Here is a 26,241-nt window from a genome sequence, read left to right as displayed (position 1 = left end):
CCTTAATCTTTTTGAAACGGAAATTAATCCCTTGGCTATTGGTATTTTATTGGTATTATCCGCCCGGAGGAGACATCGCGTGAAATTCGTGCTCGGTATCGACGGCGGCGGCACCAGCTGCAGGGCAGCCCTTGCGACAGGCGATGGCGTTGTCATTGGCCGTGCCAAAAGCGGCGCCGCCAACATCCGCACCGATCTCACCGGCGCTCGCACCCACATCGTCGAGGCTGCTCGTCAGGCCTTCATCGCCGCCGGGCAAGATCCGGACCTGATCCCGCAGACACCAGCCATTCTCGGCCTTGCCGGCGCCAATGTCGGCACCTACCGCCAGCAGCTTGAAGCAATCCTGCCGTTCAGCATCAGCCGCGTCGAGACGGACGCCGAGATCGCGCTCGAAGGGGCAGTCGGCTCTGGTGACGGCGCCATGGCCATCCTCGGCACCGGCACCGCCTATATGGCGCGCAAGGGCGGCACGTCGCGCGCCATCGGCGGCTGGGGCTTTCAGGTCGGTGATCAAGGCAGCGGCGCCCGGATCGGCCGCGACCTGCTGGAGCAGACGCTGCTCGCCCATGACGGCGTCCGGCCGCGCTCAGCCCTGACCGACAGCATGATGGCCATTTTCCGCAACAATCCCGAAGACGTGGTCGAGTTCACCACCAATGCCAAGCCCGGCGATTTCGGCGGCTTCGCGCCCAAGGTTTTCGAGCATGCCGAGAAGGGCGACAGCGTCGCCAACTGGATCGTGGACAAGTCGGTTGCCGATGTCGAGGCGTCGCTCCACGCGCTCGACCTCTCTGATGACGCCCCGCTCTGCCTGCTCGGCGGGCTGGCGCCGCTCTATGGGCCGCGCCTTTCCCAGCGCTACCAGGCGCTGCTGAAAGCGCCGCTCGACGATGCCCTGGGCGGCGCCGTGCAGATGGCGGCCCGCATCTTCGTCAAAGCGGAGGCGACGCGATGAGCGATGCCGCCGACCAGATCTTCGCCACGCTGAGGCAGTCGTCGCAGAGCGGCGCCCCGCTCTACCTGCAGCTCAGGAAAAGCATCGAGGACGCCGTCAATCGCGGCCTGATCGGGCCGGGCGATGCGCTGCCTTCCGAGCGCGACATCGCCACCAAGGCCGACATTTCGCGCGTCACCGTCCGCAAGGCGGTGCAGGACCTAGTCAAGGGCGGCATCCTCGTGCAGCGCCACGGCTCCGGCACCTTCGTCGCGCCGCGCATGGAGCGCGTCGAGCAGTCGCTGTCCAGGCTCACTTCATTCACCGAAGACATGGCAAGGCGCGGCATGGCGGTGCGTTCAGCCTGGCTCGATCGCGGCCTCTACGCGCCCTCGCCCGACGAGATGATGGTGCTCGGCCTGTCGTCGAACGAGCTGGTGGCGCGCGTGGCGCGCCTGCGCATCGCAAACGACACGCCGCTGGCCATCGAGCGCGCCTCGTTGTCGGCCAGCGTGCTGCCGGATCCGGCCGGGATAGGCTCGTCACTCTATGCGGCGCTGCAACTGACCGGCAACCGGCCGGTGCGGGCGGTGCAGCGCATTTCCGCCGCCAATCTCGGCGACGCCGATGCGCGTCTGCTCGAAGTGCCATCCGGCATTGCCGGCCTGCACATCGAACGCATTTCCTATCTCGCGAGCGGCAAGGTGATCGAGTTCACCCGCTCCATCTACCGCGGCGACGCCTATGATTTCGTCGCCGAACTGCGCCTGACAGGGCCGAGCGAAGAGGGCCGACCATGATCCCCAAGACCACCCATATGCGGCGCGAGATCGACGAAATTCCGCAAGCCGTCGCGCGTCTGCTCGATGGCTCGGCGGCGGTGCTGACCGAGGCCGGACGCGGCATTCGCGAGCGCGATCCGAGCTTCGTCGTTACCGTCGCGCGCGGTTCGTCCGACCATGCCGCCACCTTCATGAAATATGCCGTCGAACTGACCGCCGGCCTGGCCGTGGCATCGGTCGGTCCGTCGATCGCCTCGATCTACGGCGCCAAGCTCAAGCTCGCCGGTTCCGCTTGCCTCGCCATCTCGCAATCCGGCAAGAGCCCTGACATCGTCACCATGGCCGAGACGGCACGGGCCGGCGGTGCGCTCACCGTCGCCATCACCAACACCGCCGATTCGCCGCTGGCGCGGGCTTCGGATTTTGCCATCGACATTCTGGCCGGCCCCGAGCGCAGCGTCGCGGCGACCAAGACATTCGTCAATTCGGCGGTCGCCGGCCTGGCGCTGATGGCGCATTGCACCGGCGACGACAGACTGCTGGCCGCCCTTGCCCGCCTGCCCGAGCATTTCAGCAAGGCGATCGCCTGCGACTGGATGGCGCTGGCCGGCGCATTGGAGACGCCGCAATCGCTGTTCATCCTCGGCCGTGGCCCGTCGGCAGCGATGGCCGACGAGGCGGCGCTGAAATTCAAGGAGACCTGCGGCATGCATGCCGAGGCCTACAGTGCAGCCGAAGTCATGCACGGCCCGCTGGCGCTGGTCGGGCCAGGCTTCCCGGTGCTGGCGCTCGCCGCCCGCGATGCCTCCGAGCCGTCCGTGGCAGAGGCTGCCGACAACCTTGCCGGCAAGGGTGCAGCAGTTTTTGTAACCTCGGACAAAGCCAAGAGCGCGGCGCGGCTGCCGCATGTCGCCACCGGTCATCCCTTGACCGACCCGCTGACGCTGATCGTCTCCTTCTACGGCTTCGTCGAAGCCTTCGCCCGCCATCGCGGCCTCGATCCGGACGTACCGCGCAATCTGCGCAAGGTGACGGAAACCGTATGAGCGACCGTTTTGCCCTGACTGGCGCCCGAATTTTCGATGGCGACGACTGGCATGATAACGCCGCCCTTGTCGTGCACGGCGATGTGGTCGAAGGCATTCATCCCGTCGGCGCCATTCCGTCGGGCGTTGCCCGCATCGACGCCGGGGGCGGCATGCTGGTGCCGGGTTTTGTCGACCTGCAGGTCAATGGCGGCGGCGGCGTCATGCTCAACGACCATCCCGATGTCGCCTCGCTGGCAACAATCTGCCGGGCGCATGCGCCGTTCGGCACGACCGCACTGCTGCCGACGCTAATCACAGATACGCCTGACATCACCGGCGCGGCCATTGCCGCCGGCACCGAGGCGGCACGGCAAAAACTGCCGGGGTTTCTCGGCCTGCATCTCGAGGGACCGCATCTCTCGGTCGCCCGCAAGGGGGCGCATGACCCGGCTCTGATCCGGCCGATGACGGATGCGGATGAAGCGGCGCTGGTCGCGGCACGCAAAAACCTGCCGGTGCTGCTGACGACGATCGCGCCCGAATCCGTCGAGCCCGCCCGTGTTGCGGCTTTGGCCAAGGCCGGCATCGTCGTCAGCCTCGGCCATTCCGATACCGGCTATGCCACGGCCAGAGCCTTTGCCGACGCGGGCGCCAGCGTGGTCACACATCTGTTCAACGCCATGAGCCAGATCGGCAACCGTGAGCCGGGGCTGGCGGGTGCGGCCATCGACATAGGCAGTCTGTCGGCCGGGATCATTGCCGACGGCATCCATGTCGATCCCGCCACCATGGCAATCGCGCTGCGCGCCAAGCAGGGGCCGGGCAGGATCGTGCTGGTCACCGACGCCATGGCGACGATCGGCACCGACATGACGTCGTTCACCCTTAACGGCCGCATCATCTATCGCAAGGATGGCAGTCTGCGGCTGGCCGACGGCACGCTGGCCGGCGCCGATCTCGATATGATCTCGGCCGTCCGCTACATGCACAGGATCGTCGGGCTGGACCTGTCGGAAGCGTTGCGCATGGCCTCGCTCTATCCGGCGCAGGCGGTCGGCCAGGCCCACCGGCTCGGCCGCTTCGCCAATGGCACGGCTGCCGATATCGTCGCTCTGTCGGACGCCCTCGACGTCAACGGCGTCTGGATCGGCGGCGACAAGGTTTTTGCAGGCGCGGACAGTCCGCGCTAAAGTCCACCCATGCATGATGTCGACTGCGTTGTCGCCGGAGCCGGTGTTGTCGGCCTCGCCATTGCCCGCGCGCTGGCGCTGTCGGGCCGCGAGGTGCTGGTGGTCGAGAAGGCCGCAGCCATCGGCACGGGCACCAGTTCGCGCAATTCGGAAGTCATCCATGCCGGGCTTCATTATACGCCGGGCAGCCTGAAGGCCCGTCTCTGCGTCAACGGCCGCGAGCGTCTCTATGCCTATTGCCGCGAGCACGACGTCGCCCATCATCGCACCGGCAAACTGATCGTTGCCGTCGAACCCGACCAGTTGGACAAACTGCAGGCGATCCAGATCAACGCGGCGCAATGCGGAGTCGGTGACCTCAAGCTTTTGACGCGCGCAGAGGCCGAAAGCCTGGAACCGGCGCTGAGCTGCGCCGGCGCGCTGCTGTCGCCGTCAACCGGCATCGTCGACAGCCAGGCGCTGATGCTGTCATTGCGTGGAGACGCGGAAGCGGCCGGCGCATCTTTCGCCTTGCTCACCGTTGTCTCAGGCGCGAGCATCGAAGCCGACGGCATCCGGATCGACACGCGCGACGCCGATGGCGAGGGTTTCACCTTGAAGACCGGCGCCTTCATCAACGCCGCCGGCCTCGACGCGCAGGCGCTCGCCGGCCGCATCGAAGGCCTCCCGCAAGACCGTGTTCCGCCGCTGTGGCTGGCGCGCGGCAATTATTTCGCGCTTTCCGGCCGCTCGCCCTTTTCGCGGCTGATCTATCCGGTGCCGGTCCATGGCGGCCTCGGCGTGCATCTGACCCTCGACATGTCGGGGAGCGCGCGCTTTGGCCCGGATGTCGAATGGATCGATCGCGTCGACTATACCGTCGATCCCGCACGAGGCGCTGCCTTCTACGACGAAATCAGGCGCTACTGGTCCGGCCTGGCGGACGGCGCCCTGCAACCGGCCTATGCCGGCGTCAGGCCGAAACTGTCCGGTCCGGGCCAGCCGGCCGCCGACTTCGCCATCCAGGGACCGGCTGACCACGGGGGCGGTCAGATCGTCAATCTGTTCGGCATCGAGAGCCCTGGCCTTACCGCCAGCCTCGCCATCGCAGAACATGTCGTTGGGCTTTTATATCCGCAATGACGGGCGTTTCCTGAAACGTCGGGCAGGCGCATACCATGAAACCTTTTGATATGGAGGTCGTTGTCGGGGCATATGTCCGAGGCAAAACCCAAATCGAAACCGGCCGACGGCATCGAAGCGCGCGATGCCACGAAGTCGCGTCGGGAAAAGCCGTCACGGCAAACGCGCGGAGATGGACCGCGCGAGGACACGCCGCGCGAGAAAAAAGCATCGGCCGCCGAAGCCGCGTCCGAGCCCGTTGGCGAGGCTGCGCCGCCGCCGGATGCCGTCGAACCCGATCCCAAGCTGACGCCCGAGCAGGCCGAGCAGGCGCGCAAAAAATATCTGCTGCGGCGTTTCTGGATCAGCGGGCGCGGCTATTGGGGGAGGCATGGCGACAAGCTCGCCTGGCCTTTGACGATCGGAGTGCTGCTGCTGATCTGCATCAACATCGGTTTCCAGTATGGCATCAACGTCTGGAACCGCTCGATGTTCGATGCCCTCGAGCAGCGCAACGCCCGCACGGTCTATCTCCTCAGCGCCGTATTCGTGCCGCTGGTGATCTGCAGCGGCAGCCTTGTCGTCGCGCAGGTCTATCTGCGCATGACGATCCAGCGCCGCTGGCGTTCCTGGCTGACCACCGGGGTCGTCGCGCGCTGGCTGGCAAACGGCCGCTACTACCAGCTGAACCTCGTGGGCGGCGACCACCAGAACCCCGAGGCCCGCATGACCGAGGATCTGCGCATCGCCACCGAGTCGCCGGTCGATTTCACCGCCGGCGTCCTCAACGCGTTCCTGTCGGCCTCGACCTTTATCGTCGTGCTGTGGACCATCGGCGGCGCGCTCACCCTGCCGATCGGCGGCGAGAGCATCACCATTCCCGGCTTTCTGGTCATCACCGCGATCATCTATGCCGCCATCACCTCGACCTCGATGGTGGTCATCGGCCGCGATTTCGTCCAGCTCTCCGAGCGGAAGAACCAGGCGGAGGCCGAACTGCGTTACACGCTGACGCGCGTGCGCGAAAACGGCGAGAGCATCGCCTTGCTGGGAGGCGAGGACGAGGAGCGCAGCGGCATCGACAGAAATTTCGGCCACGTGCTGAGGCAATGGGCTCTGCTGACCGGACAGCACATGTGCACGGCGGCGGTGTCGCAGGGATCGAGCCTGTTTGCGCCGGTCGTGCCGATCCTTTTGTGCGCGCCAAAATTCCTCGAAGGCTCGATGACGCTTGGCGAGGTGATGCAGGCGGCGTCTGCCTTTGGCATCGTGCAAGGCGCGTTCGGCTGGCTGGTCGACAACTATCCGCGCCTCGCCGACTGGAACGCCTCCGCGCGGCGCATTGCCTCGCTGATGATGTCGCTAGACGGGCTCGAGCGCGCCGAGCAGAGCGATGCGCTCGGACGCATCAACCGAGGCGAAGCCGAAGACGGCGCCATCCTCAGCCTCGACAATCTTTCCGTGACACTCGACGACGGCACCTCCGTGGTCAAGGAAACCGAGGTCGTGATCGAGCCGGGCGAGCGGGTGCTGGTTTCAGGCGAATCCGGTTCAGGCAAGTCGACGCTGGTGCGGGCCGTCGCGGGCCTGTGGCCATGGGGCGGCGGCAGCGTCAATTTCCACACCGACAGGCGCCTGTTCATGCTGCCGCAACGCCCCTACATCCCTTCCGGAACGCTTCGCCGCGCGGTCGCCTATCCCGCGGCGGCGGACAAGTGGACCATCAAGCAAATCAAGGCTGCCCTCGACAAGGTGGGGCTTGGCTATCTCACCGGCAGGATCAAGGAAGAGGCGCCATGGGACCAGACGCTGTCGGGCGGCGAAAAGCAACGCCTCGCCTTCGCGCGCCTGCTGCTGCATCGCCCCGATATCGTGGTGCTGGATGAAGCGACTTCGGCGCTCGACGAGAAGAGCCAGGACACAATGATGTTGACGGTGATCCGCGAACTGCCTGACGTCACCATCATCAGCGTGGCGCATCGTGCGGAGCTCGAAGCCTTCCACAGCCGCAAGATCACCCTGGAGCGGCGCGAGGGCGGCGCCAAGCTCGTCAGCGACGTCGACCTCATCCCGCGCAAGCGCAAACGCAGCCTGCTGAACCGCGCTTTGTGGGGTTCCAGCACTCGGGTGAAAAAGCCGCGCAGGTAAAAGGCGCCACTGCCGAACCGCGAACAGATGTCCAGGCGAAGCGCTTGGGCAAAGACATTAGCCGGCTATGGATTAGCCGTAGAGACCCTTGTAGGTCTCGCGCAGCAGGTTCTTCTGCACCTTGCCCATCGTGTTGCGCGGCAGCTCGTCGACGAAGATCACCTGCTTCGGGTGCTTGTATTTGGCCAGTTGGCCGGCAATGGCGCCAACGATCTCGGCCCCGGTGATCTGCGATGCCGGCGCCCGCACCACGACAGCGGTGACGCCTTCGCCGAAATCGGGATGGGCAATTCCGATGACGGCACTTTCCAAGACGCCGGCAACGGCGTCGATCTCGCTCTCGATCTCCTTGGGATAGATGTTGTAGCCGCCGGAGATAATGAGATCCTTGCCGCGGCCGACGATGTGGACGTAGCCGTCCGCGTCGATGATGCCGAGGTCGCCGGTGATGAAGAAGCCGTCCTTGCGAAACTCCGCCTTGGTTTTTTCCGGCATGCGCCAATAGCCGGAAAAGACATTCGGACCTTTGACCTCGATCATGCCGACTTCACCCTGGCCAAGCGCATCGCCGCTGTCAGGGTCGGCGATGCGCAGCGAAACGCCGGGCAGCGGGAAGCCGACCGTGCCGGCCCGACGCTCGCCCTTATAGGGGTTCGACGTGTTCATGTTGGTCTCGGTCATGCCGTAGCGCTCGAGAATGGCGTGGCCGGTGCGCTCGCGCCAGGCCTTGTGCGTTTCGGCGAGCAGCGGCGCCGAGCCGGAAACGAACAGGCGGATGTTCTTCGCCGCCTGGGCATCCAGCCCGTCCTGCTGCAGGAGCCTGGTATAGAAGGTCGGCACCCCCATCAGCACTGTCGCGCGGGGCAAGAGCGAGACGATGCGGCCGGCGTCGAATTTCTGCTCGAACAGCATCGAGGCGCCGGCCATCAGGGTGACGTTGGTGGCGACGAACAGGCCATGCGTGTGGAAGATCGGCAGGGCATGGATCAGCACGTCATCCCCGGTGAAACGCCATTGCTCGACCAGCACGCGCGCATTGGAGGCCAGGTTTTCGTGGCTGAGCATGGCGCCCTTGGAGCGTCCGGTGGTGCCCGATGTGTAAAGGATTGCGGCCAGATCGTCCGGCCCGCGCGCCACGGCGTCGAAATCCGTGGGCTGTTGTGCCGCCAGTTCGGTCAGCGAGCCCTCACCATTGCTGCCAAGCGTGAAGGTGGCAGCACCCGACGCCTGCGCCAACGGCGCGATAGCGCCGGCGCGGGCCGGGTCGCAGACGACCAGCCGCGGCTCGGCATCCCCGAAGAAATAGCCGAGTTCGGCCAGCGTGTAGGCGGTGTTGAGCGGCAGGAAGACCGCGCCGGCGCGCAGGCAGGCGAGGTAAAGGAAAATGCATTCGGGGCTTTTTTCGACCTGCACGGCAACGCGGTCGCCAGGCTCGACGCCGAAATGCCTCAGCGCATGTGCCAGCTGTGCCGATTGCGCCAGCATGTCGCGATAGGCGATCGCGCGTCCGTCATCGGTCGCCATCAGGATGCGCTCGGAGGCTGAAATCCGGCTGCGGAACGCGTCGAACAGGTGATTGGTCATGCGCCTTCCCTAGAGCATGATGCCGAAAAGTGTGAAGCGGTTTTCGGAGGACATGCTCTACCCTTTGATTTAGCCGGATGATTTCAGGTCGATTCGGCCTGAAATCATCCGGCTCCAGCGCATGGCCTTGGAACAAAGGAAACGATTTCGCCTCCGTCCGGCAAAAACGTGAAATCGGGTTTGCCGCCGATCAGATGAAGGCAAGCGGACTTGGATAGCGAGCGATTTTGGATAGCGGGCGGATTTTGGATAGCGGACCGGAAGCGCTTCTATCTGCGGCTGCGCAGCGCCTTGGTGGCGCTCACGCGTGGATCGCCGCTGTCGTTGAAGCGCTCCATGCACATGGCTGCCGTGAGACGGTAGTGGCTGAGGAGGGCTTCAACGGCGCCATCGGCATCGCCATCCACCGTGCGCTCCGCAATTAGCCGATGTTCACTGATTTCGTCGCGCTCGCTGCCGTCCTGGGAGATCAGCCGGTAGCGGGAGGCCTGATCCGAAAGCTGGTCGCAAAAGCCGGTCAGCCAATGCGAGCGGCAGCCTGCGATCAGTGCCCGATGGAAGGCGCGGTGCAGCTTTTCCCATTCCGGATTGTTCGAGGACGGATCCTCCGGCAAGCGGCGCGGGGCACGCGCCAGGCGATGCAAGGCCAGCACGAGCTGCTCTTCCCATTCGCCGGTGCGGTTGGCAATGGATTCACGCAGGGCCCGCTCTTCCAGCCAGCAGCGAGTGCGCGTCAATTCCTCAAGTTCCGGGGCACTGACCGGCATGATGAAGAAACCGCGCTGGTCGTGGCGGCCGAGCAGACCCTCCGAAGCAAGTCGGTTGAGGGCCTCGCGAACCGGTGAGGCGCCGGCGCCGTAACGGGAAACCACCCATTCGACACGAAGCTTGCTTTCACTTTCAAACACGCCGCGCAGGAGATCGTCGCGAAGCTGTTGATAGACCGTACTAGCGAGTGTGCTCTTGGGTCCCGCGCCTTCGCTCACATCGGTAGATCCGTAGGTCAATATGACTCCTGTAGCTCTCCCAAGCTCCGCTAGCCCGTTCGCGAAGCAAACGATTTCCCGTGTGAATCTACTGTAGCTCCTAAGGCATCCGCCCCTCAAGCGAAAGATCACGATATTCGACTTAAAGAGGAAGGTTGACCGCATCTTATCCGCCGGAAGTAACTAAAATCGTGAAAAACTTGTTCTTCTGAAGAAAGTTTGTCTCCCAGCATGGCAGGTGCCCTCGAGAAACAGCTTCGAGATCCCGAATACGGATAATTTTGTCTTAACGCGCGTCATGCCGCCGGATTGACCTCTCCCCGCATGCAGATCCCTTCGGCAGTTATCCACTAGGTTTATGGGCCAAAACTAGTGCCGGATGCCGCGATCCTGTCGCGTGCCGCGATGCCCTTGCGGCTGCCACCCGTTGACGGCTTCTTGGGAGATCGAAGGATCAGGCAGGGAGATCAGGCCGAGGAGAACCGACCAGCCGGGAACTTGCTCTGGAACTGATGTCAGCCGGCAGCCCGGTCGGCCGCGGTTCGGATGGCTTCTATATTGGCCCGGTAGGCTTCGACGCTGCCGCCCTTGAAGATGGCGGCGCCTGCCACCAGCACATCGGCGCCGGCTGATGTGACAAGGGGGGCAGTTTCCGGCGACACGCCGCCGTCGATCTCGATGCGAATCGGCCGGTTTCCGATCAGCGCTTTCACCCGCTTGACCTTGTCGACCATGGCCGGGATGAAGGCCTGCCCGCCGAAACCCGGATTGACGGTCATGATCAGGATCAGGTCAAGCCGGTCGAGCACATATTCGATCGCACTTTCCGGCGTCGCCGGATTGAGCGATACGCCGGCCTTCTTGCCGAGACCCTTGATGGTCTGAAGCGAGCGGTCGAGATGCGGTCCGGCCTCGGCATGCACGGTCATGCCGTCGCAGCCGGCATCGGCAAAGGCGGCCAGATAAGGATCGGCCGGCGCAATCATCAGATGGCAGTCGAAGAAGGCCTTGGTGCGGTTGCGGATGGCCTTGATCACCGGCGGGCCGAAGGTGATGTTGGGCACGAAATGCCCGTCCATCACGTCGAGATGGATCCAGTCGGCGCCGGCCGCCGCCACCGCCTCGACCTCGTCGCCGAGCTTCGAGAAATCCGACGCCAGCACCGATGGCGCGATCAGGGTCTTCCTGCTCATGATGCGGCCCCTTTGGGCGCCCTGTTTGCGGGCGCGGCCTTGACGACTGCTAGAGCAATTCCAGGAAAAGTGGGAACGGCTTTCCGTCCGGAATTGCGTCAAAACAAAGAGATAGAGCGGTTCGGCGTTTCCACGAAACGATGAACTGCTCTAGACCATGATCCCGAAAAGGGAAAGTCGGTATTTGCTGCGGCCGGCAGCGGGTTCGGCGAATACCTGGCCGCCCGATCGCCGCAGCGCGCCCAAGGAAAAACCCCGCCGGATCGCTCCGGCGGGGTTCTGAGTTTTGACTCGTATCCAGATCCTATGGCTTGAAGTTGGCCGCCGGATCCCTTTGCGGCTGTACCTGCGTCTGCGGCGTGCGCTTCGGTATGAACTGCTGAAGGACACCTGGATTGAGCAACAGGGTCGGATCGAGCGACGGCTGCTGCCGGATCGCCCTGCAGTTCGGGAACCGACCAACCGTGCCTTCGGGGCAGCGCCGCTTGATGATCGGCACGCACTGGCCGCCGACCATCTGCGAGCCCGGGGCGCAGTCTCCCACCTGCGGCCTCGGCTTGCGGCACGCGCCGTCGATCGCCTGGGTGCCGCGCGGGCAAACACACTCGCCGCGCTTGTTGTGCACCTGGCCGCGTATGTCGCACTGTTCCAGCACAGGCTTCTTCTGCCGGCAGGCATTACCTTGCACCTCGGTACCCCGCGGGCAGACACAATTGCCATTGGCGTCGTGGACCTGGCCGCGGATCGAGCACTGCTCGGGCTTCGGCCGGATCGGCCGGCAGACCTTGCCCCTGACTTCTGTGCCGTCCGGGCAGACGCAATCGCCATTGGCGTTGTGGATCTGACCACGGACCGAGCACTGTTCAGGCTTTGGCCGGATCGGCCGGCAGGCTCCATTGCGCACCTCTGTCCCACGCGGGCAGACACAATCGCCATCGGCGTCATGAACCTGGCCGCGTATGCTACACTGCTCGGGCTTCTGCTTGTCGCGCACGCAGGCATTTGCCTGTCGGTCGAGATGCGTACCCTCCGGGCAGTAGCAGCCATTGCCGTCCGACGTCGGGACCGAACCGGGGATGGTGCAGCCAGACTTGTCCGTCTTGACGCAAGCGCCGTTCTCAAGTTCGGTTCCGCGTGGGCAGACACAGCGTCCATCCTCGGTGCGGATCTGGCCCTTGAGCAGCACGCAGGGCCTCGGATCCTTCGGCTGGATGATGACGCCGCCGTCGGGCGAGCACTGGCCGTTGCGGAACGTCGTGCCTTCCGGACACACGCACCGGCCGGCATCGTTCATGACGAAGCCTGGCGAACATTCCTTCTTCACCTCGCGCTTGATGGTGAAGGGATGGCAGGCATAGGCCTTGCCGCGATCGCCCTGGACGTTGGTCAGGTCACCGGGCAGTACGTCGCCGCCGCCTTGCACCCTGGTGTCGGGAGACAAGACGCCGACGCAGTTCTGGCCGCTGACGTTGCCCCGCAGATTGACCAGGGGAGCGTCGGGAAGGACCACGGTGACCTTGTGCACATGGCTTTCCCCGGCGCCGAGCGTCAGGTTGGCAATGCAGGTCAACGGCAAGGTCGTCGGTTCGGGCGAGCAGCCAAAGGGCGGTTCGATCGAGGTGATCGCGACGCCTTGCAGCCGCCCCAGCCCGTCCACCCCGATCGCATCGCCGATGCGGACCGGACCGGAGAAGGCGGTCTGGCCATCATTGGTGATGGTGATCTCGAACGAGCAGGGTTGCCCCGGCTGGCACTCGGCATCGCCGGTCTTCTTGACGCTGACGGTGGACGTGCCGCCGCCCTTGGCGCAGGCCTGGCCGATCGGGTAGACGACGTCGTCTCCAGGGGCCGGGCCGTATGAGCCGCGTGCGCAGTTCTCGAACGCGCCATTGGCCAAGACCGTCACGTCGAAGTGCCTGGAGGTTCCGGGCGTCATCGCGGCGCCGGGTATCTGGCATGACAGCGCATTGGCCGGAACCGCTCCGCAGGCCCATTCCGCGCCGTCGGGTGTGACGGTCTGGATCTGGACCGGCGCGCCACCCGATATCAGCGTGGCAGCATCGTTGACCCGCACCGGACCGGTGGGGGCAGAGGTGCCAAGGCTGATGACGGTGATGCGGCAGGAAACCACCGCCGCACCGGCGAGCGAGCCATTGCAGACCTTGGTGATGCGTAGGGTCGGCTTGCCGCCATTGGGATGACGGAAGCGTTCCTTGGCGCAGGCCTTGTTGTTGGTGAGGTCGACCTCACCGGGGACGGGCTTCAGCGCCGCGCAGTTCTCGACCGAATCCGACTGGTAGCCGGCCGGCATGACCGCCTTGACGACGATCGGCGTCGATGCGCCCGGCATCAGCACGATCCCGGCATTGTCGCAGCGGAACTGGCCGGGACCGTTCGGTCCGCATGTCCAGGGCGGAGACGGGCCGAAGGTCGAAGAGGCCGGCGCGCCGCCCGGGTAATTGTCGACAACCGTCAACGGCCCATTATAGGGGACGCTGCCATTGTTGATGATGTCGATCACGAAGTAGCAGATGCCGTCGGGCGTGCAGACCGGGATGCGGGCACGCTTCTTCAGGATCAGGTCGACCTTCTTGTCGACCGGGGGCCGGCAATCGCGGTCGCGGTCGCCACGCCGGCAGATCGGGATCGAGGCACAGCCGCGATCGTTCTGCTGGCTGCCGAACAGCGGCTTGCCGCTGGCGCCGTAGTTATAGGTGGCGCAGTTGCGCAGCGCGCTGCCTTGCCAACCACCCGCCGGCTTGAAGCCGAGCTTGAGGTTGATGGAGGCCCCCGGATTGAGCGTGGTCACCGGATAGGTGCACGTCATCGGGGTCACGCCGGGCATGCATACCCAGGGCGGATTGGGCCCTGAATCCAGAGTCGAGCCGGCCGGCAGCGTCACCTCGTCGAGCACGATCTTGCCGTGATACGGCCCGTCGCCGACATTGGTGACCTTGATGGTGAAGTCGCAGCCGCCGCCCATCGTGCAACGCGTCGCGTCGGCGCGTTTCTCGACCTTGAGGTCCGGTTCCTTGTCCTTGGGCGGACATCTCAAGTCACGCGGGATGACGATGTCGATGGTCTGCGTGCAGCATAGTCCCCAGCCCTCCTTCGGGCCGGCATAGGTCTCGATGCCGGTGACGATGAGGTGGATGACGTCGCCGGGCGACGCACCGACGATCTTCCAGTTCAGCACACCGCCGCCCGCCGGCACCAATTGCGTGTCGGGGATGATGGTGATGCCTGGGGTCGTCGTCGATACCTGCACCCATTTGCCGCCCATCTCCGGGCCGACAGGCATGTGGTAGATGAACGCGCCGCCGCCTTGCATGCAATCGACCGTGCCGCGCTCCACCTTGAAACATTCCCGGTCGGGAGGCGGAGGCCGCTTGTCACAATTGGTGAGGTCGATCTTGATCGAGGTCTTGGCCCCGGTCTTGTAGTCGCCGTCGTCGGGCTTGCCCGGATCCTGCGACGGGATGATGGCCCCCGTGCCGACGCCCGGCGTCACCTTGATCATGCCCTGGTTGTCGACGATGGTCGGCGAAGGAAACGCCGCATGGTCGATCTTGGCGGTGATCTTGAAATTGATGACGCGTTCATTGCCAGCCCCAGCGCCGTCGAGATCGGTGGTGGAAATCCGGAAATCGGAAACCGTTGCCGTATCGTTCGGATTAGCCGAGGTGCTGATTGTCGCACCCGGCAGCGGTCCGCCAGACGCATCCGTGCCGTCGCCGGACACGTTGACGTTGACGATCGCAAGACCGTGCGGAAGCTGATCCTTGAAGTCGAGTTGGAGTTTCTTCAGCCTGGCCGAAAAGCTTGGGTCGGCAAAGCCTTGCGAGTCGCCGCGCAGGCCAAAGCTCAGGGAGTAGACGACGTAGTCGCAGCTCCTCTGTGTGCCTGTTTTGGTGAAGAACGGCACGATCCGTTCCGGCCTCGGATTGACGATTTTTGAATTGTCGAGGTCGAGCCGCAGTTCCGGAGTGATCGGGACTGCATCTTCGGCGTGGCTTGCCACAGGGGTGAACATGGCGACCGCGATACCGGCCGCCATCAGCCAGCGCGCGCCGCGCCTGGCATATGACAGGGGTTTCATGATGGTCTCCATGACGGTTGGCTGCTTGCCGGTGGATTGACTGCTGTTCGCGGTCGGGGAAAGTGCGAGATTTTTCATCTTCCCCTCCTCAACGTTCGCAGCTGACGGCTGGGGTTCTGAGCGGCAAAGTCATCTTGCAGCAAGGGTAGTAGCCACCCTTGTCCTTGTCGGACTGCCTGTAGAAGCAAAGTCCAACATCGACTCTGTCGCCCGGAGAATGGCCGGTGATGTCGACCGTGTAAGGCTTGCCGGGAGCATGCGACTGGGGTGATGTCACCCCGACGCCTGGTGTCATGGACTGGACTTTGATCGAATCGCCGCCAAAGCCGGCATGGTCATGGAGATAGAGGTCGGCCTGGAGGCCGCGAGGCGTGCAGTAGAACTGAACATCCTCGATATCGATGCACGGAGGCAGATCGCCGGGCGGTGGGAAGCCCGGCGGATAGAACGGCGGCAGATAACCGCCTGGGATCTCTTCATAATAGCCGGCACGGCCGTCGCAGGGGTGCCAGACCTCGACGTCGCCGACATGGCCTTCCACTTCTGGGTCTTCGAAATAGCCGTCGAAGTCGACGAACCACGAGCCGAAAGGCGGCACGTTGGCCGGCTTGACCAACGGCGTCGGCGTGATCTGCACGCCGTGCACGGCAAGCGGCCCGCCGGCGGCGAGCTGGTCGGCAAGTGTCGGGTTGTCGCGCAGCTTGTCGCCGGTGTTGACCAGCGTGTCGGTGCACACGCCGGTGTCGAGATTGCCGTCGGCGTCATAGCCATATTGCAGGTCGAGCCCACCGGCCGACTGCCGGTTGCCTTGCGGGAAGCCGACCGCATATTCCTGCGGCTCTTCCACCCAGACCGATTCCGTCGCCGGATCGTCCGGGTTTTCGCGCCAGTAGCGGATGACCTCGCCCTTGCCGGAATCGGCGAACTGGCTGTAATCGTAGCGATTCTCGACCGGGCCGCGCTGCGCCAGATACATGAAGCCCTGGTTGTCGAAGGCGATGTCGGTGACGGCGTAGTCCTTGTCGGCCTTGACCGTCAGCTCCCAGCGCGGATCACCGGCAAAGCTGCCATCGCGGGCAATGCCAACCGACCAGATCTCGGCCTTTTCGCCGACCGAATAATAGAGCCGGCCGCCATGATAGGCGACGGACCAGACGCGGCGTTCGTCCTGCGTGTAGCCCCATGTGTCGGGGTCTTCCGAGTCGAAGGCAGCACCCTGTATGTCCATCACCGCACCGTCATCGGCGACGGGAGCCAGCCCATGCGCCGGCCGCCCGGCAACGCCGTGATCGAATGTGTCGATCAGCGTGCCGTTGGCGTCGAGGCGGTGGATGAAGCCCGTGTCGAGGTCGCTGGCGAAGAACTCGCGGTGATTGCTGTCGAAGCTGATGTCGCCGATGCCGGAACCGCTGTTGGTGTCAATGTCGGCGAATTTGGAGACCGCGCCGGTGATGCCGTCGATCTTCCAGATCGTGCCCGGACCGCCACCGCTTTCGGTGCCGAACTGGCCGTCCATGAAGACGGCGCCTGCGGTTCCGCGGCGCTGTCGCTCGGGCCGACCGTCGGCATCTTCGTCCGGGGTGACGATACGGATGCCGTGCAGCGAGGTCGCGCCGGCATAGAGGTTGGGGACGCCCGTGGGAACGCCGTCGCGCACACCGTCATCATAGGTAATGGCGAACACCTGGCCGATCTGTTCGGCCGTCACCTCGAAAGGCGGCGGCGTGTAGACGAGCTGGCCGGAAGCCGGTCCGCCGAGCGCCGAAACGTCGAAGACGCGCAAGGTGGCGCGCGTCGTGTCGATGAAGGTTTCGTCGACCGGGTCGACGCCGGGCGGCAGCCCCCCCCTTTCGGAATCGGCAGAGTCGAAATTGGGAATGACGGTGCCGGAAAATCCGGTGACCGCCATCGAGCCGGGATAGACGATCTGGGTTTCCTGCGCTTGGGCGGCTGTGCCCAACCAGAGCGTGGCGCTCAGCGCCAGGGCAAGCAAACCGCCGCCCAGATGGAGCGAACGGCGGAAACCGCTTGGAAACGACATGGACGCGCCGCGATAGCAGGACATAAAACTCCCCCCGAAGTTTTCGGGAGGAACATCCGGTCCGGCCGCGCGAAACAGGGCAAGGCGCGGCGTTCCGGCACGTTCGTCCCTGATCGAATTGTCTGCTTTCCTCATCTTCACGATACGCCTGCTCCTGCGCAGGGTCAACGGAATCAGCCGAAAGCCCAGCGCATCGACTCCATCCCGAAGGCGGTGGTCGCGCTGAGCTTGCGTTGGTCCCGGAGACCGTGGAGCCTCTGGGGTCCTGGTCATGGGGCATCCTTTCCGGCCCGCACCATGCGGCGCCTGGTCGTCAGTCGCCGGCTGGAGCAGAAAGGTTCATGCAAAACGGCGGCCGGGTCTGTCCGCCATTTCACAGAGGCGCGGCTAATTCCTTGTGTCAACTCAGGTGGAAAACAGTCTTGGCGCGCGAAAGACCGGCCGGCTTACTTACCGTCAGTGCCGGCTTCTGCTAGCGTCTTCCCAACCCTGGGGGGTATCATGACACGCAGGCACTTCGTTCTATTGCTGGCGGCGCTTTTTCCATGTGCGTTGCCGGTCCATCAATCCTTAGCCAAGACCTTGGTCTACTGCACCGAGGTTAGCCCCGATACGTTCGATCCCGCACTCGCCTCCGGATCCCGCGACGCCTCGGCCACCGCTCTCTATAACCGCATGGTCGAGTTCGAGCCCGGCACCACCAAGGTGCGCCCCGGCCTTGCCGAAAGCTGGGAGATTTCCGACGATGGCCTCACCTACACGTTCCACCTGCGGCAGGGCGTGAAATTCCACAGCGTCGAGGGCTTTACGCCTAGTCGCGACTTCAATGCCGATGACGTGCTGTTCACCTTCGACCGGCAGGCCAACGCGCAGAACCCGTTCAACAATTACGCCAAACGCCAGTACATTTACTTCGACGGCATCGGCATGCCGGATCTTGTCGCCGGTTGGCGCAAGCTTGACGACCATACTGTGGTGATGACGCTGAAGGCGCCGCATTCGCCGATGCTTGCCGACCTGGCGATGGATTTCGCTTCGGTCGTTTCCAAGGAATATGCCGACAAGCTCGTCGCAGAGAAGCGGCTTCTCGACCTGGCGCTGAAGCCGGTCGGGACGGGTCCGTTCCAGCTTGTCGACTACCAGCAGGATGCAGTCATCCGCTACAAGGCCAATCCGGACTACTGGCGCGGCAAGCCGAAGATCGACGATCTCGTCTTCGCCATTGCCACCGATGCCAGCATTCGCATGGAAAAGCTGCGCGCCGGCGAATGCGATCTCATGCCCTATCCAAATCCGGCCGACCTGGAGGCGATCAAGGCGACGCCCGGAATCAAGGTCATGCGGCAGGAGGGCCTCAATACGGGATACCTCGCCTTCAACACCTTGCAGAAGCCCTTCGACGATCCAAGGGTGAGGAAGGCGATCGCCATGGCCATCGACACGCAGGCGCTGGTCGACGTCGTATTCCGCGGCACCGGCGAAGTCGCACGCAATCCGCTGCCGCCAACCTCCTGGGCCTATGACAAGACGAGCCCCGATCATGTCTTCGACCCCGCTGCCGCCAGGCAGGGGCTCGCCGATGCCGGCGTAAAAGACCTGCACATGAAGATCTGGGCGATGCCGGTGCAGCGTCCGTATAACCCGAATGCGCAGCGTATGGCCGAAATGATCCAGTCCGACCTGGCAAAGATCGGTGTCACCGTGGAAGTCGTGACGTATGAGTGGACTGAATACCTTGCCCGCTCGAAGTCACGCGACCGCGACGGCGCCATGCTGTTCGGCTTCACCGGCGACAATGGCGACCCCGATAACTTCCTGTCGGTGCCGCTTGGCTGTGCCGGCGTCGGCACCACCAATCGTGCCAACTGGTGTTTTCCGGCCTTCGACGATCTGCTCAAGCAGGCAGCCGGGATCGTCGATCCCGCTGCCCGCGCAAAACTCTATTCGCAGGCGCAAACGATCTTCAGGGAGCAGATGCCGTGGGTCGCTATCGCCCACTCCGTGGTCTCGATCCCGATGCGCGAACAGGTGACGGGCTATGTCATGGATCCCTTTGATCACCACGATTTCTCGGGCGTCGATATCAAGGAATAGCGTTCGGTGTCTGCCGCAGATCTCGATGTCTATGTAGAGAGCCTGCGCAATTTCCGACTGGTGCGGAGCTATAGCATCGCGCAGTTGCTGCCTTACCTGGAACAGGCTGGATTGAAAGTGCGCCTGCTCGACCGGCCAGCCGGCCGAGATCGGGCGCCGGTGGCCTTTCTGCATGTCGACCTGACAGTCGTGCCGCCACCGTACCGCGGTCTCGGCCACCTCTACGACCGCACCATCAATGGCCGCGCGCTGTCCATCCACCGGCACCTTTATTCGACACTGAAGCTGGAGGCCGGCGACAGCCACAAGGGGCCGGTTGTCGTCAAGACGGTCCTCAACTCCAGGGGCCGACCAGAGCAGCGCTGGTGGCAGCATCGCAACGGCCTGACCAGGAGCGCGCATGCCATCCGCAAGCTCTTCGAACCCGGCTACAAGGACCGCCTGTGCCCGCCCTATAAGGTCTACCAGACGATCGGCGAGGTTCCGCGGGATGTATGGCGCAACAATCGCCTGATGGTGGAAAAGTTCGCTTTCGATACGCTCGACCTGCCCATCGTCAAGCACCGCTACATGTTCCTGCTCGGTGCCGAGGTCAACATGCGGCAGGTCTACGACGATGTGTTGTGCGCCGGCTCAAAAATCCTGAGCAATGAGGTGGGCGGCGCCGTGCCACCGGAAGTGCTGGCGGTGCGGCAGCGGCTCAACCTGGACTTCGGCGCCATCGACTATTTCATTGTCGATGGCAAAGGCGTTGTCGTGGATGCCAACAAGACCGTCGGCTCAAACCCTGAATGGCTGAAGAAGAATCGCTTTCGTCAGGAATTCAACGATCGCATGGCTGAGGAACTGATCGCCTTTGTCCGCGGTTGAGCCGGATCACCAGATCCAGTCGCCTTTGCCCAGCACGGAAACCGCCTCGACAATGCGGCTGAAGGAGGCGCGGGCCCGGCCGACGATGTGCCTGGCCCGGAGATAGCCGTGCACCAGTCCCGGCTCCTCGAACCAGGCGGCATGGCCGCCGGCAGCGAGGACGCGGTCGCGATAGGCCTCGCCGTCCGACGACAGCGGGTCGCATTGCGCGGTGATCAGCACTGTCGGTGGCAGGCCGATGAAGTCTGCGTCGGCCAGTGGATACAAAGTGATGTCGCCGGTCCCATCGAGGCCGCCGGTGCGGACATCCCTGTAGAAGTCGAGATCGCGCACCGTCAGCATCGGCGCTTCCGCATGCGTCAAATAGGAGCCTTGCGAACGGTCACCGCCGAGGCCGGGATAGATCAGCACCTGGCCGATCGACTTTTTGGTATGGCTGCGCGTCGCGTGGGCGAGAGCCGCGCAGAGATTGCCGCCGGCGCTGTCGCCGCAGAGCAAAATAGGGCAGTCGTAGTTTGAGGCCGCCCATTCGAAGGCATGCAGCGCATCGTCGAAGGCGGCCGGGTGCAGATGCTCCGGCGCCAGCCGGTAGTCGATGGAGACCACTTCGAAGCCGGTCCGGGCGCACAGCTCGGCGCAGACATCGTCATGGCTGTCCAGCCCACCGAGGATGAAGCCGCCGCCATGGATGTAAAGCACCATCGCGGCATGGCCCGGTGTCGCGCTGCGATAAATGCGGATCGGGATGTCGTGGGCGGCAATGATTGTCGTTTCCGCCGTCACGCCATCGGGATAGCCGGCAAAAAACTCGCGGCACATCCTGTCATAGATCGCACGCTGCTGGGCGATGGTGTAGTCGATCGTGTCGGGAGGATAGTAGGAGTTGGTCTTCTCGATGAAGGCCCAGGTTTCCGCGTCGATGAGGATTTTGTAGTCGGTCATGCAGCTCCTTTACCTCCCCCTTGATGGGGGAGGTCGCCGCGAAGCGGCGGGTGGGGGTGGTGGCGCATCACCCCACCCCGGACCTTCGGTCCGACCCTCCCCATCGAGGGGAGGGTAAAGAGGCTACTTCCCCTTCCACACCGGGTCGCGCTTTTCTGCGAACGCACGAAACCCTTCCATATTGTCCTCCGAGCCATACAGCGCATCGACCGTCGCCAATTGCCGGCGCGTCACGCGGTTCATCGCGTCCTGGAAGGTCAGCGCCTCGGCCACCCGCGCCGTCTCCTTGATCGCGGCAAACACCAGTGGCGGACCGCCGGCGAGCAGCCGGGCGATCTCCCAGACGCGCTCCTCGAGCTTGTCCTTGGGCAGCACTTCGTTGACCAGCCCCCAGCGATACGCTTCCGCCACATCCATCCAGCGGCCGGTGAGCAAGAGGTCCATGGCGACGTGATAGGGAATGCGCTTCGGCAACTTGATCGTCGCGGCATCCGCCAGCGTGCCGGCGCGGATTTCGGGCAGGGCGAAGGAGGAATGGTCGGAGGCGAAGATGAGGTCGCAGGACAGCGCCAATTCGAAGCCGCCGCCCACCGCCATGCCGTTGACGCAGGCGATCACCGGCTTGTTCATGTCGCGCAGCTCCTGCAGGCCGGCAAAACCGCCGACGCCATAGTCGCCGTCGACCGCGTCGCCACCGGCGGCTGCCTTCAAATCCCAGCCGGCGCAGAAGAACTTGTCGCCGGCGGTCTTGACGATGGCGACGCGCAATCCGGGATCGTCGCGGAACGCCTTGAAGGTCTCGCCCATCAGCCGCGAGGTCTTGAGGTCGATGGCGTTGGCCTTGGGCCGGTCGAGCGTGACCTCGAGGATGGTGCCCTCGCGGCGGGTGGAAATGACGTCAGACATTCTTCTTCTCTCCCAGCACCAGCAGCGCGTCGGCGATCCAGGCGCCCTTGCCCTCGGCGCAGACGATCAGCGGGTTGATGTCGAGTTCCTCGATCTCTCCGGCATTCGTCTGCACGAAGCCGGCAATGCCCGCGATGGCGTCGATGGCAGCCCCGACATCGGCCTTGGGCCGGCCACGATAGCCGTCCAGCAGCGGAAACAGTTTAAGGCCACGCAGGGCGGCCTCGATGTCGTCGCGCGTCGCCGGCAGCATGAGCGTAACGCTGTCGCGCAACAGTTCGACCAACACGCCGCCGGTGCCCAGTGTCATGACCGCGCCGAACATCGGATCGCGGGTGAAGCCGACGATCAACTCGGCAACGCCGTCGCGCACCATGCGTTCGACATAGAGGCCGGTGCCGAGCGGCAGCAGATCATGCGCCGCCGTGCTGACCGATTCGGCGTCTTTCAGATTGAGCCGCACCGCGCCGACTTCCGACTTATGGGTGACGCCGAGCGCCTTCAGCGCCACCGGGAAGCCGAGCGCCATGGATGAGATGACGGCCTCGACAGCGTTAGCGGCACGTTCGGCCTTCGGCACCGGCAAGCCGGCCTCGATCAGCCGCGCCTTGGCCTCGGCCTCATCAGGCGTGACATGGTCGCCTCCGGCCGCACCTGCAGCCGTGGTGTCGATCGGCTGCGCCTGCGGCTCGGCCCAGGCCCAGCCGATGAAGGCTGCCGCGCCTGCGGCGTCCATGGCCTCGGAAATGCCGAACAACGGCACCATGCCGCGCGCCATCAGTTCGGCGGTATATTCCTCCGGCAGGTTCTCCGGCAGCGAGGAGACGATCGCACCATGCGCCTTGTTGGTCTTCAGCGCCGATTCGAAGGCGCGCAGCGTCGCCCACCAGTCGGTGACCGAGCAGCGGTCGGGGCGTGGAAAGTCGAGCACCAGCATGTTGAGGTCGAAGCCGCCCGACACCATGGCGGTGAAGGTGGCGGTCATCGCCGGTTCGTTGTTCCAGATGAAGGTGTGATAGTCCAACGGGTTGGCGACCGCGACCAGCGGCCCGAGCGTCGATTTGACATGGGCGCGGTGTTTGCTGGTGAGCTCCGGGAAATTGACCCAGCGGCCTTCGGCGCTGTCGGCCATGACAGAGGCTTCGCCGCCCGAGCAACTCATCGATGACAGTCTATAGCCGGGCAGTGGTCCTGTGACGTGCAGAAGCTTCAGCGCCTCGATAAAGGCGGGGATGGAATCGACGCGCGCAATGCCGAGCCGCCGCAGGAAAGCGCCCGAAGCGGCATCCGAACCGGCGAGCGAAGCTGTGTGCGAGACGGTCGCCTGCCTGGCCTGTTCGGACCGGCCGACCTTCATGGCGATGATCGGCTTCTTCAGTTCGCGCGCCCGCGCCGCCAGCTTCTCGAAGCCGGCTACCGAATCGAAGGCTTCGATGTGCAGGCCGAGCGAGGTGACGCGCTCATCCTCGATCAGGCCGAGCGCCATTTCGGAGAGGCCGGTCTGCGCCTGGTTGCCGGCGGTCATCAGGAAGGCGATCGGCAGGCCGCGCTTCTGCATCGTCATGTTGATGGCGATGTTGGAGGACTGGGTGATGATGGCGACGCCTTTGGCGCCTTCGGGCAGCCTGATGCCGCCATGCTGGTCGGGCCACAACAGCGCGCCATCGGCATAGTTGATCAGGCCGTAGCAGTTCGGCCCGATGATCGGCATCTGGCCGGCCGCGGCCACCAGTTCGGCCTGCAGCCGCTCGCCGTCGTCGTCATAGGCCTCGGTCTCGAGAAAGCCCGCGGCAAAACAGACGGCGCCGCCGGCGCCGCGCTCAGCCAGCGCCTTGATTACCTCGATGGTGAGATGCCGGTTGACGCCGACAAAGGCGGCGTCGGGCGCCCCGGGCAATTCGGCGACCGAGCGATAGGCCTTGCGGCCGGCGACCTCGTCCTTGTTCGGATGCACCGGCCAGATTTCGCCGACAAAGCCCATCTTGATCGATTGGGCGACGACGGCGGCGGCCTGGGCCCCGCCGAACACCGCGATGGATTTTGGGCGCAACAGACGCTCAAGCTTGTGCATGGGTTATGCCCCGAACGGGCGCAGCAGCGCCCGCGAAATGATGTGGCGCTGGATTTCCGACGTCCCTTCCCAGATGCGCTCGACGCGGGCGTCGCGCCAGATGCGTTCCAACGGCAGGTCGTCCATCAGCCCCATGCCACCATGGATCTGGATGGCTTCGTCGGCAACGAAGGCGAGCATTTCGGTAGCCTTCAGCTTCGCCATGGCCATGTCCTGATCGGTGACGGTGCCCTGATCGTACTTCCAGCCGGCTTCGAACACCATCAGGTCCGCCGCCTTCAATTCGGTCGCCATGTCGGCGAGTTTGAACGACACGCCCTGGAACTTGCCGATCTGCTGGCCGAACTGCTGGCGCTGCGCGGAATATTCGATGGCATGACCGAGCGCCCGCTCGGCGCGGCCGAGACAGGTGGCGCCGACCTGCAGGCGCGTGGCGCCGAGCCAGGAATTGGCGACGTCGAAGCCCTTGTGGACCTCACCCAGCACCTGGCTTGCCGGCAGGCGGCAATCGTCGAATTCGAGGATGGCGTTGGTGTAGCCGCGATGCGAGACGTTGCGGTAGCCGTCGCGCACGGTGAACCCCTTGGTGCCCTTGTCGACGAAGAAGGCGGTGATCTTCTTGCGCTTGCCGCGCGGCGTTTCTTCCTCGCCCGAAGCCATGAAACAAATCGCGAAATCGGCAAGATCGGCATGGGAGATGAAATGCTTGGTGCCGTTAAGGACCCAGTCGTGGCCGTCCTGCACCGCGGTCGCCTTCATGCCTCGCAGGTCGGAGCCGGCGCCGGGCTCGGTCATCGCCAGGCAGTCCCACTTCTCGCCGCGGATGCACGGGAACAGGTACTTTTCGCGCTGCTCGGGCGTGCCGGCGAGCAGGATGTTGGAGGGGCGCGCGACGCAGGTCCAGTGCAGCGCATAGTTGGCGCGGCCGAGTTCCTTCTCGTAGAGCAGCCAAGTCACCGTATCGAGGCCGGCGCCACCGACATCGGCCGGCATGTTGGCCGCATAGAGCCCGGCTTCGATCGCCTTGACCTTGATCTCCTCGATCAACTCGCGGCGCAGCACGCCGGTGCGCTCGACCTCGCGTTCATGCGGGTAAAGCTCATTCTCGACGAACGCGCGCGTCGTCTCGACGATGAGCTTCTGTTCCTCCGAAAGACCGAAATCCATGGTCCTCAGCCCTTCTTCTTTTTCTTCGGCTTTTCCGCCTTCTTCACCGGCTTCGATGCCTTGGCCTTTTCGGCGGCCCTGGATGCGGCCGGCTTCTTCGCCGCCAGCTTGGCCAGTTGCTTGGTATAGTCCTTGTGCAAGGCGCCGGCGCCCCAGCCTTTGCCTTTGTTCTGTTTCGACAGAGCATCCATGATCGCGACCAGATTGTCGTCGCGGATCTTTTCCAGCTCACGGATCGACAGGCCGTGCGCCTGGTCGTCCGACTGGGTGGCGATCAGATCGACCAGCTCGTCGTTGAACTCCGGCACGTCCATCAGCTTGGTCCACGGCCATTTCAGGCACGGCCCGAACTGCGCCATGAAGTGGCGCATCCCGGCTTCGCCGCCGGCGACGCGATAGACCTGGAACATGCCCATCTGCGCCCAGCGCAGGCCGAAGCCATAGCGCATGATGTCGTCGAGTTCCTCGACGGTGCAGATGCCGTCCTTGATCAGCCACAGCGCCTCACGCCAGGCCGCTTCGAGCAGGCGGTCGCCGACAAAGGCCTCGATCTCCTTGCGGATCACCACCGGCTTCATGCCGATCGATGCATAGATCTCCTTTGCGACCTCGATCGCCTCTGGAAAGGTCTGTTCTCCGCCGACGATCTCGACCAGCGGCAGCAGATAGACCGGGTTGAAGGGATGTCCGACAACCAGACGCTCCGGATGCTTCTTCATCGCCACCTGCATGTCGGTCGGCTTGATGCCCGAGGTGGACGAGCCGACTATGGCGTTCGCCGGCGCATAAAGGTCGATCTCGGCCAGCACGCGGTGTTTGAGGTCGAGCCGCTCCGGCACGCTCTCCTGGATGAAATCGGCGTCGGCCACCGCCTCGGCGATGGTCTTGGCAAAGGTCAGTCTGCCTTCCCTGGGCAGGCCGCCTGGAACCATTTGCTTGTAGGCGCGGCGCGCGCCCTTCATCACTTCCGAGACCTTGCGCGATGCCTCCGGATCGGGATCGAAGATCGACACGTCGATGCCGTTGAGCAGCAGCCGCGCCACCCAGCCGGCGCCAATGACACCGCCGCCAATGGCGGCTGCCTTGTTGATGATGCTCATGG

General features: G+C 64.3%; 18 protein-coding genes. 8 read left to right on the top strand and 10 right to left on the bottom strand.

The annotated features are described in order from the left end of the window. Window positions 1–79: 79 nt before the first annotated feature. The 6 genes from ACYG97_RS26275 (at window position 80) to ACYG97_RS26250 (ending at window position 7,186) form a co-directional block, all read left to right on the top strand. Window positions 80–958: a glucosamine kinase nucleotide-binding domain-containing protein gene (locus ACYG97_RS26275; protein WP_023668846.1), complete on the top strand. Its 879-nt coding sequence runs from the start codon at window positions 80–82 to the stop codon at window positions 956–958. Further along, window positions 955–1,737 carry a GntR family transcriptional regulator gene (locus ACYG97_RS26270; RefSeq protein ID WP_023732576.1) on the top strand — a complete coding sequence of 261 codons (783 nt, stop codon included), beginning with the start codon at window positions 955–957 and terminating at the stop codon, window positions 1,735–1,737. Before ACYG97_RS26275 ends, ACYG97_RS26270 begins: the two co-directional genes overlap by 4 nt. Further along, window positions 1,734–2,765, top strand: coding sequence for an SIS domain-containing protein (locus tag ACYG97_RS26265; protein WP_023694234.1), 1,032 nt, complete (start codon window positions 1,734–1,736; stop codon window positions 2,763–2,765). Before ACYG97_RS26270 ends, ACYG97_RS26265 begins: the two co-directional genes overlap by 4 nt. Next, window positions 2,762–3,937 carry an N-acetylglucosamine-6-phosphate deacetylase gene (gene nagA / locus ACYG97_RS26260; protein WP_023732577.1) on the top strand — a complete coding sequence of 392 codons (1,176 nt, stop codon included), beginning with the start codon at window positions 2,762–2,764 and terminating at the stop codon, window positions 3,935–3,937. The genes ACYG97_RS26265 and nagA overlap by 4 nt, the downstream gene beginning before the upstream one ends. Before the next feature lie 9 nt (window positions 3,938–3,946). Beyond that, window positions 3,947–5,059: an NAD(P)/FAD-dependent oxidoreductase gene (locus ACYG97_RS26255; RefSeq protein ID WP_023732578.1), complete on the top strand. Its 1,113-nt coding sequence runs from the start codon at window positions 3,947–3,949 to the stop codon at window positions 5,057–5,059. A 72-nt stretch (window positions 5,060–5,131) separates the two neighbouring features. Then, entirely contained in the window at window positions 5,132–7,186 is a 2,055-nt protein-coding gene (locus ACYG97_RS26250; protein WP_023732579.1) for an ABC transporter ATP-binding protein/permease, read from the top strand. Between the two features lie 72 nt (window positions 7,187–7,258). Here ACYG97_RS26250 and ACYG97_RS26245 read toward each other — a convergent pair whose 3' ends face one another. From ACYG97_RS26245 to ACYG97_RS26225, 5 genes are all read right to left on the bottom strand, one after another. Then, window positions 7,259–8,770, bottom strand: coding sequence for a malonate--CoA ligase (locus tag ACYG97_RS26245; RefSeq protein ID WP_031261916.1), 1,512 nt, complete (start codon window positions 8,768–8,770; stop codon window positions 7,259–7,261). 269 nt (window positions 8,771–9,039) lie between these two features. Next, window positions 9,040–9,777 (bottom strand): GntR family transcriptional regulator, encoded by a 738-nt coding sequence (locus ACYG97_RS26240; protein ID WP_023732580.1) that lies wholly within the window; start codon window positions 9,775–9,777, stop codon window positions 9,040–9,042. Between the two features lie 494 nt (window positions 9,778–10,271). After that, window positions 10,272–10,949: a ribulose-phosphate 3-epimerase gene (gene rpe / locus ACYG97_RS26235; RefSeq protein WP_023684266.1), complete on the bottom strand. Its 678-nt coding sequence runs from the start codon at window positions 10,947–10,949 to the stop codon at window positions 10,272–10,274. 304 nt (window positions 10,950–11,253) lie between these two features. Further along, entirely contained in the window at window positions 11,254–15,126 is a 3,873-nt protein-coding gene (locus tag ACYG97_RS26230) for a DUF7929 domain-containing protein (RefSeq protein ID WP_023732581.1), read from the bottom strand. Between the two features lie 10 nt (window positions 15,127–15,136). Further along, the gene (locus ACYG97_RS26225) at window positions 15,137–17,113 is read right to left on the bottom strand and encodes an NHL repeat-containing protein (protein ID WP_023732582.1); all 1,977 of its coding nucleotides are present in this window, start codon (window positions 17,111–17,113) and stop codon (window positions 15,137–15,139) included. A gap of 477 nt (window positions 17,114–17,590) precedes the next feature. On the opposite strand from ACYG97_RS26225, the gene ACYG97_RS26220 reads away from it, so the two are divergent. Beyond that, window positions 17,591–19,183, top strand: coding sequence for an ABC transporter substrate-binding protein (locus ACYG97_RS26220; RefSeq protein WP_023732583.1), 1,593 nt, complete (start codon window positions 17,591–17,593; stop codon window positions 19,181–19,183). 6 nt (window positions 19,184–19,189) lie between these two features. Next, complete coding sequence (locus tag ACYG97_RS26215; RefSeq protein WP_023732584.1) at window positions 19,190–20,053, top strand: hypothetical protein; 864 nt, start codon at window positions 19,190–19,192, stop codon at window positions 20,051–20,053. 6 nt (window positions 20,054–20,059) lie between these two features. Here the strand turns inward: ACYG97_RS26215 and ACYG97_RS26210 are convergent, their stop codons facing one another. The 5 genes from ACYG97_RS26210 to ACYG97_RS26190 form a co-directional block, all read right to left on the bottom strand. Continuing rightward, entirely contained in the window at window positions 20,060–20,995 is a 936-nt protein-coding gene (locus ACYG97_RS26210; RefSeq protein ID WP_023732585.1) for an alpha/beta hydrolase, read from the bottom strand. A 123-nt stretch (window positions 20,996–21,118) separates the two neighbouring features. Beyond that, a complete protein-coding gene (locus tag ACYG97_RS26205; RefSeq protein ID WP_023732586.1) occupies window positions 21,119–21,901 on the bottom strand; it encodes a carnitinyl-CoA dehydratase in 783 nt (260 codons plus the stop codon). Further along, complete coding sequence (locus tag ACYG97_RS26200) at window positions 21,894–23,972, bottom strand: acetate--CoA ligase family protein (protein WP_023732587.1); 2,079 nt, start codon at window positions 23,970–23,972, stop codon at window positions 21,894–21,896. The genes ACYG97_RS26205 and ACYG97_RS26200 overlap by 8 nt, the downstream gene beginning before the upstream one ends. 3 nt (window positions 23,973–23,975) lie before the next feature. Beyond that, window positions 23,976–25,139 (bottom strand): acyl-CoA dehydrogenase family protein, encoded by a 1,164-nt coding sequence (locus ACYG97_RS26195; RefSeq protein ID WP_023694246.1) that lies wholly within the window; start codon window positions 25,137–25,139, stop codon window positions 23,976–23,978. Between the two features lie 5 nt (window positions 25,140–25,144). Further along, on the bottom strand, window positions 25,145–26,239 hold the full coding sequence (locus ACYG97_RS26190) for a carnitine 3-dehydrogenase (RefSeq protein ID WP_023732588.1): 1,095 nt from the start codon (window positions 26,237–26,239) through the stop codon (window positions 25,145–25,147). Window positions 26,240–26,241 lie beyond the last annotated feature (2 nt).

It is taken from the genome of Mesorhizobium sp. W067 (genome assembly GCF_054719525.1).
The sequence above is the reverse complement of the archived record's forward strand: the minus strand, read 5'-3'. Positions and strand labels throughout refer to the sequence as shown.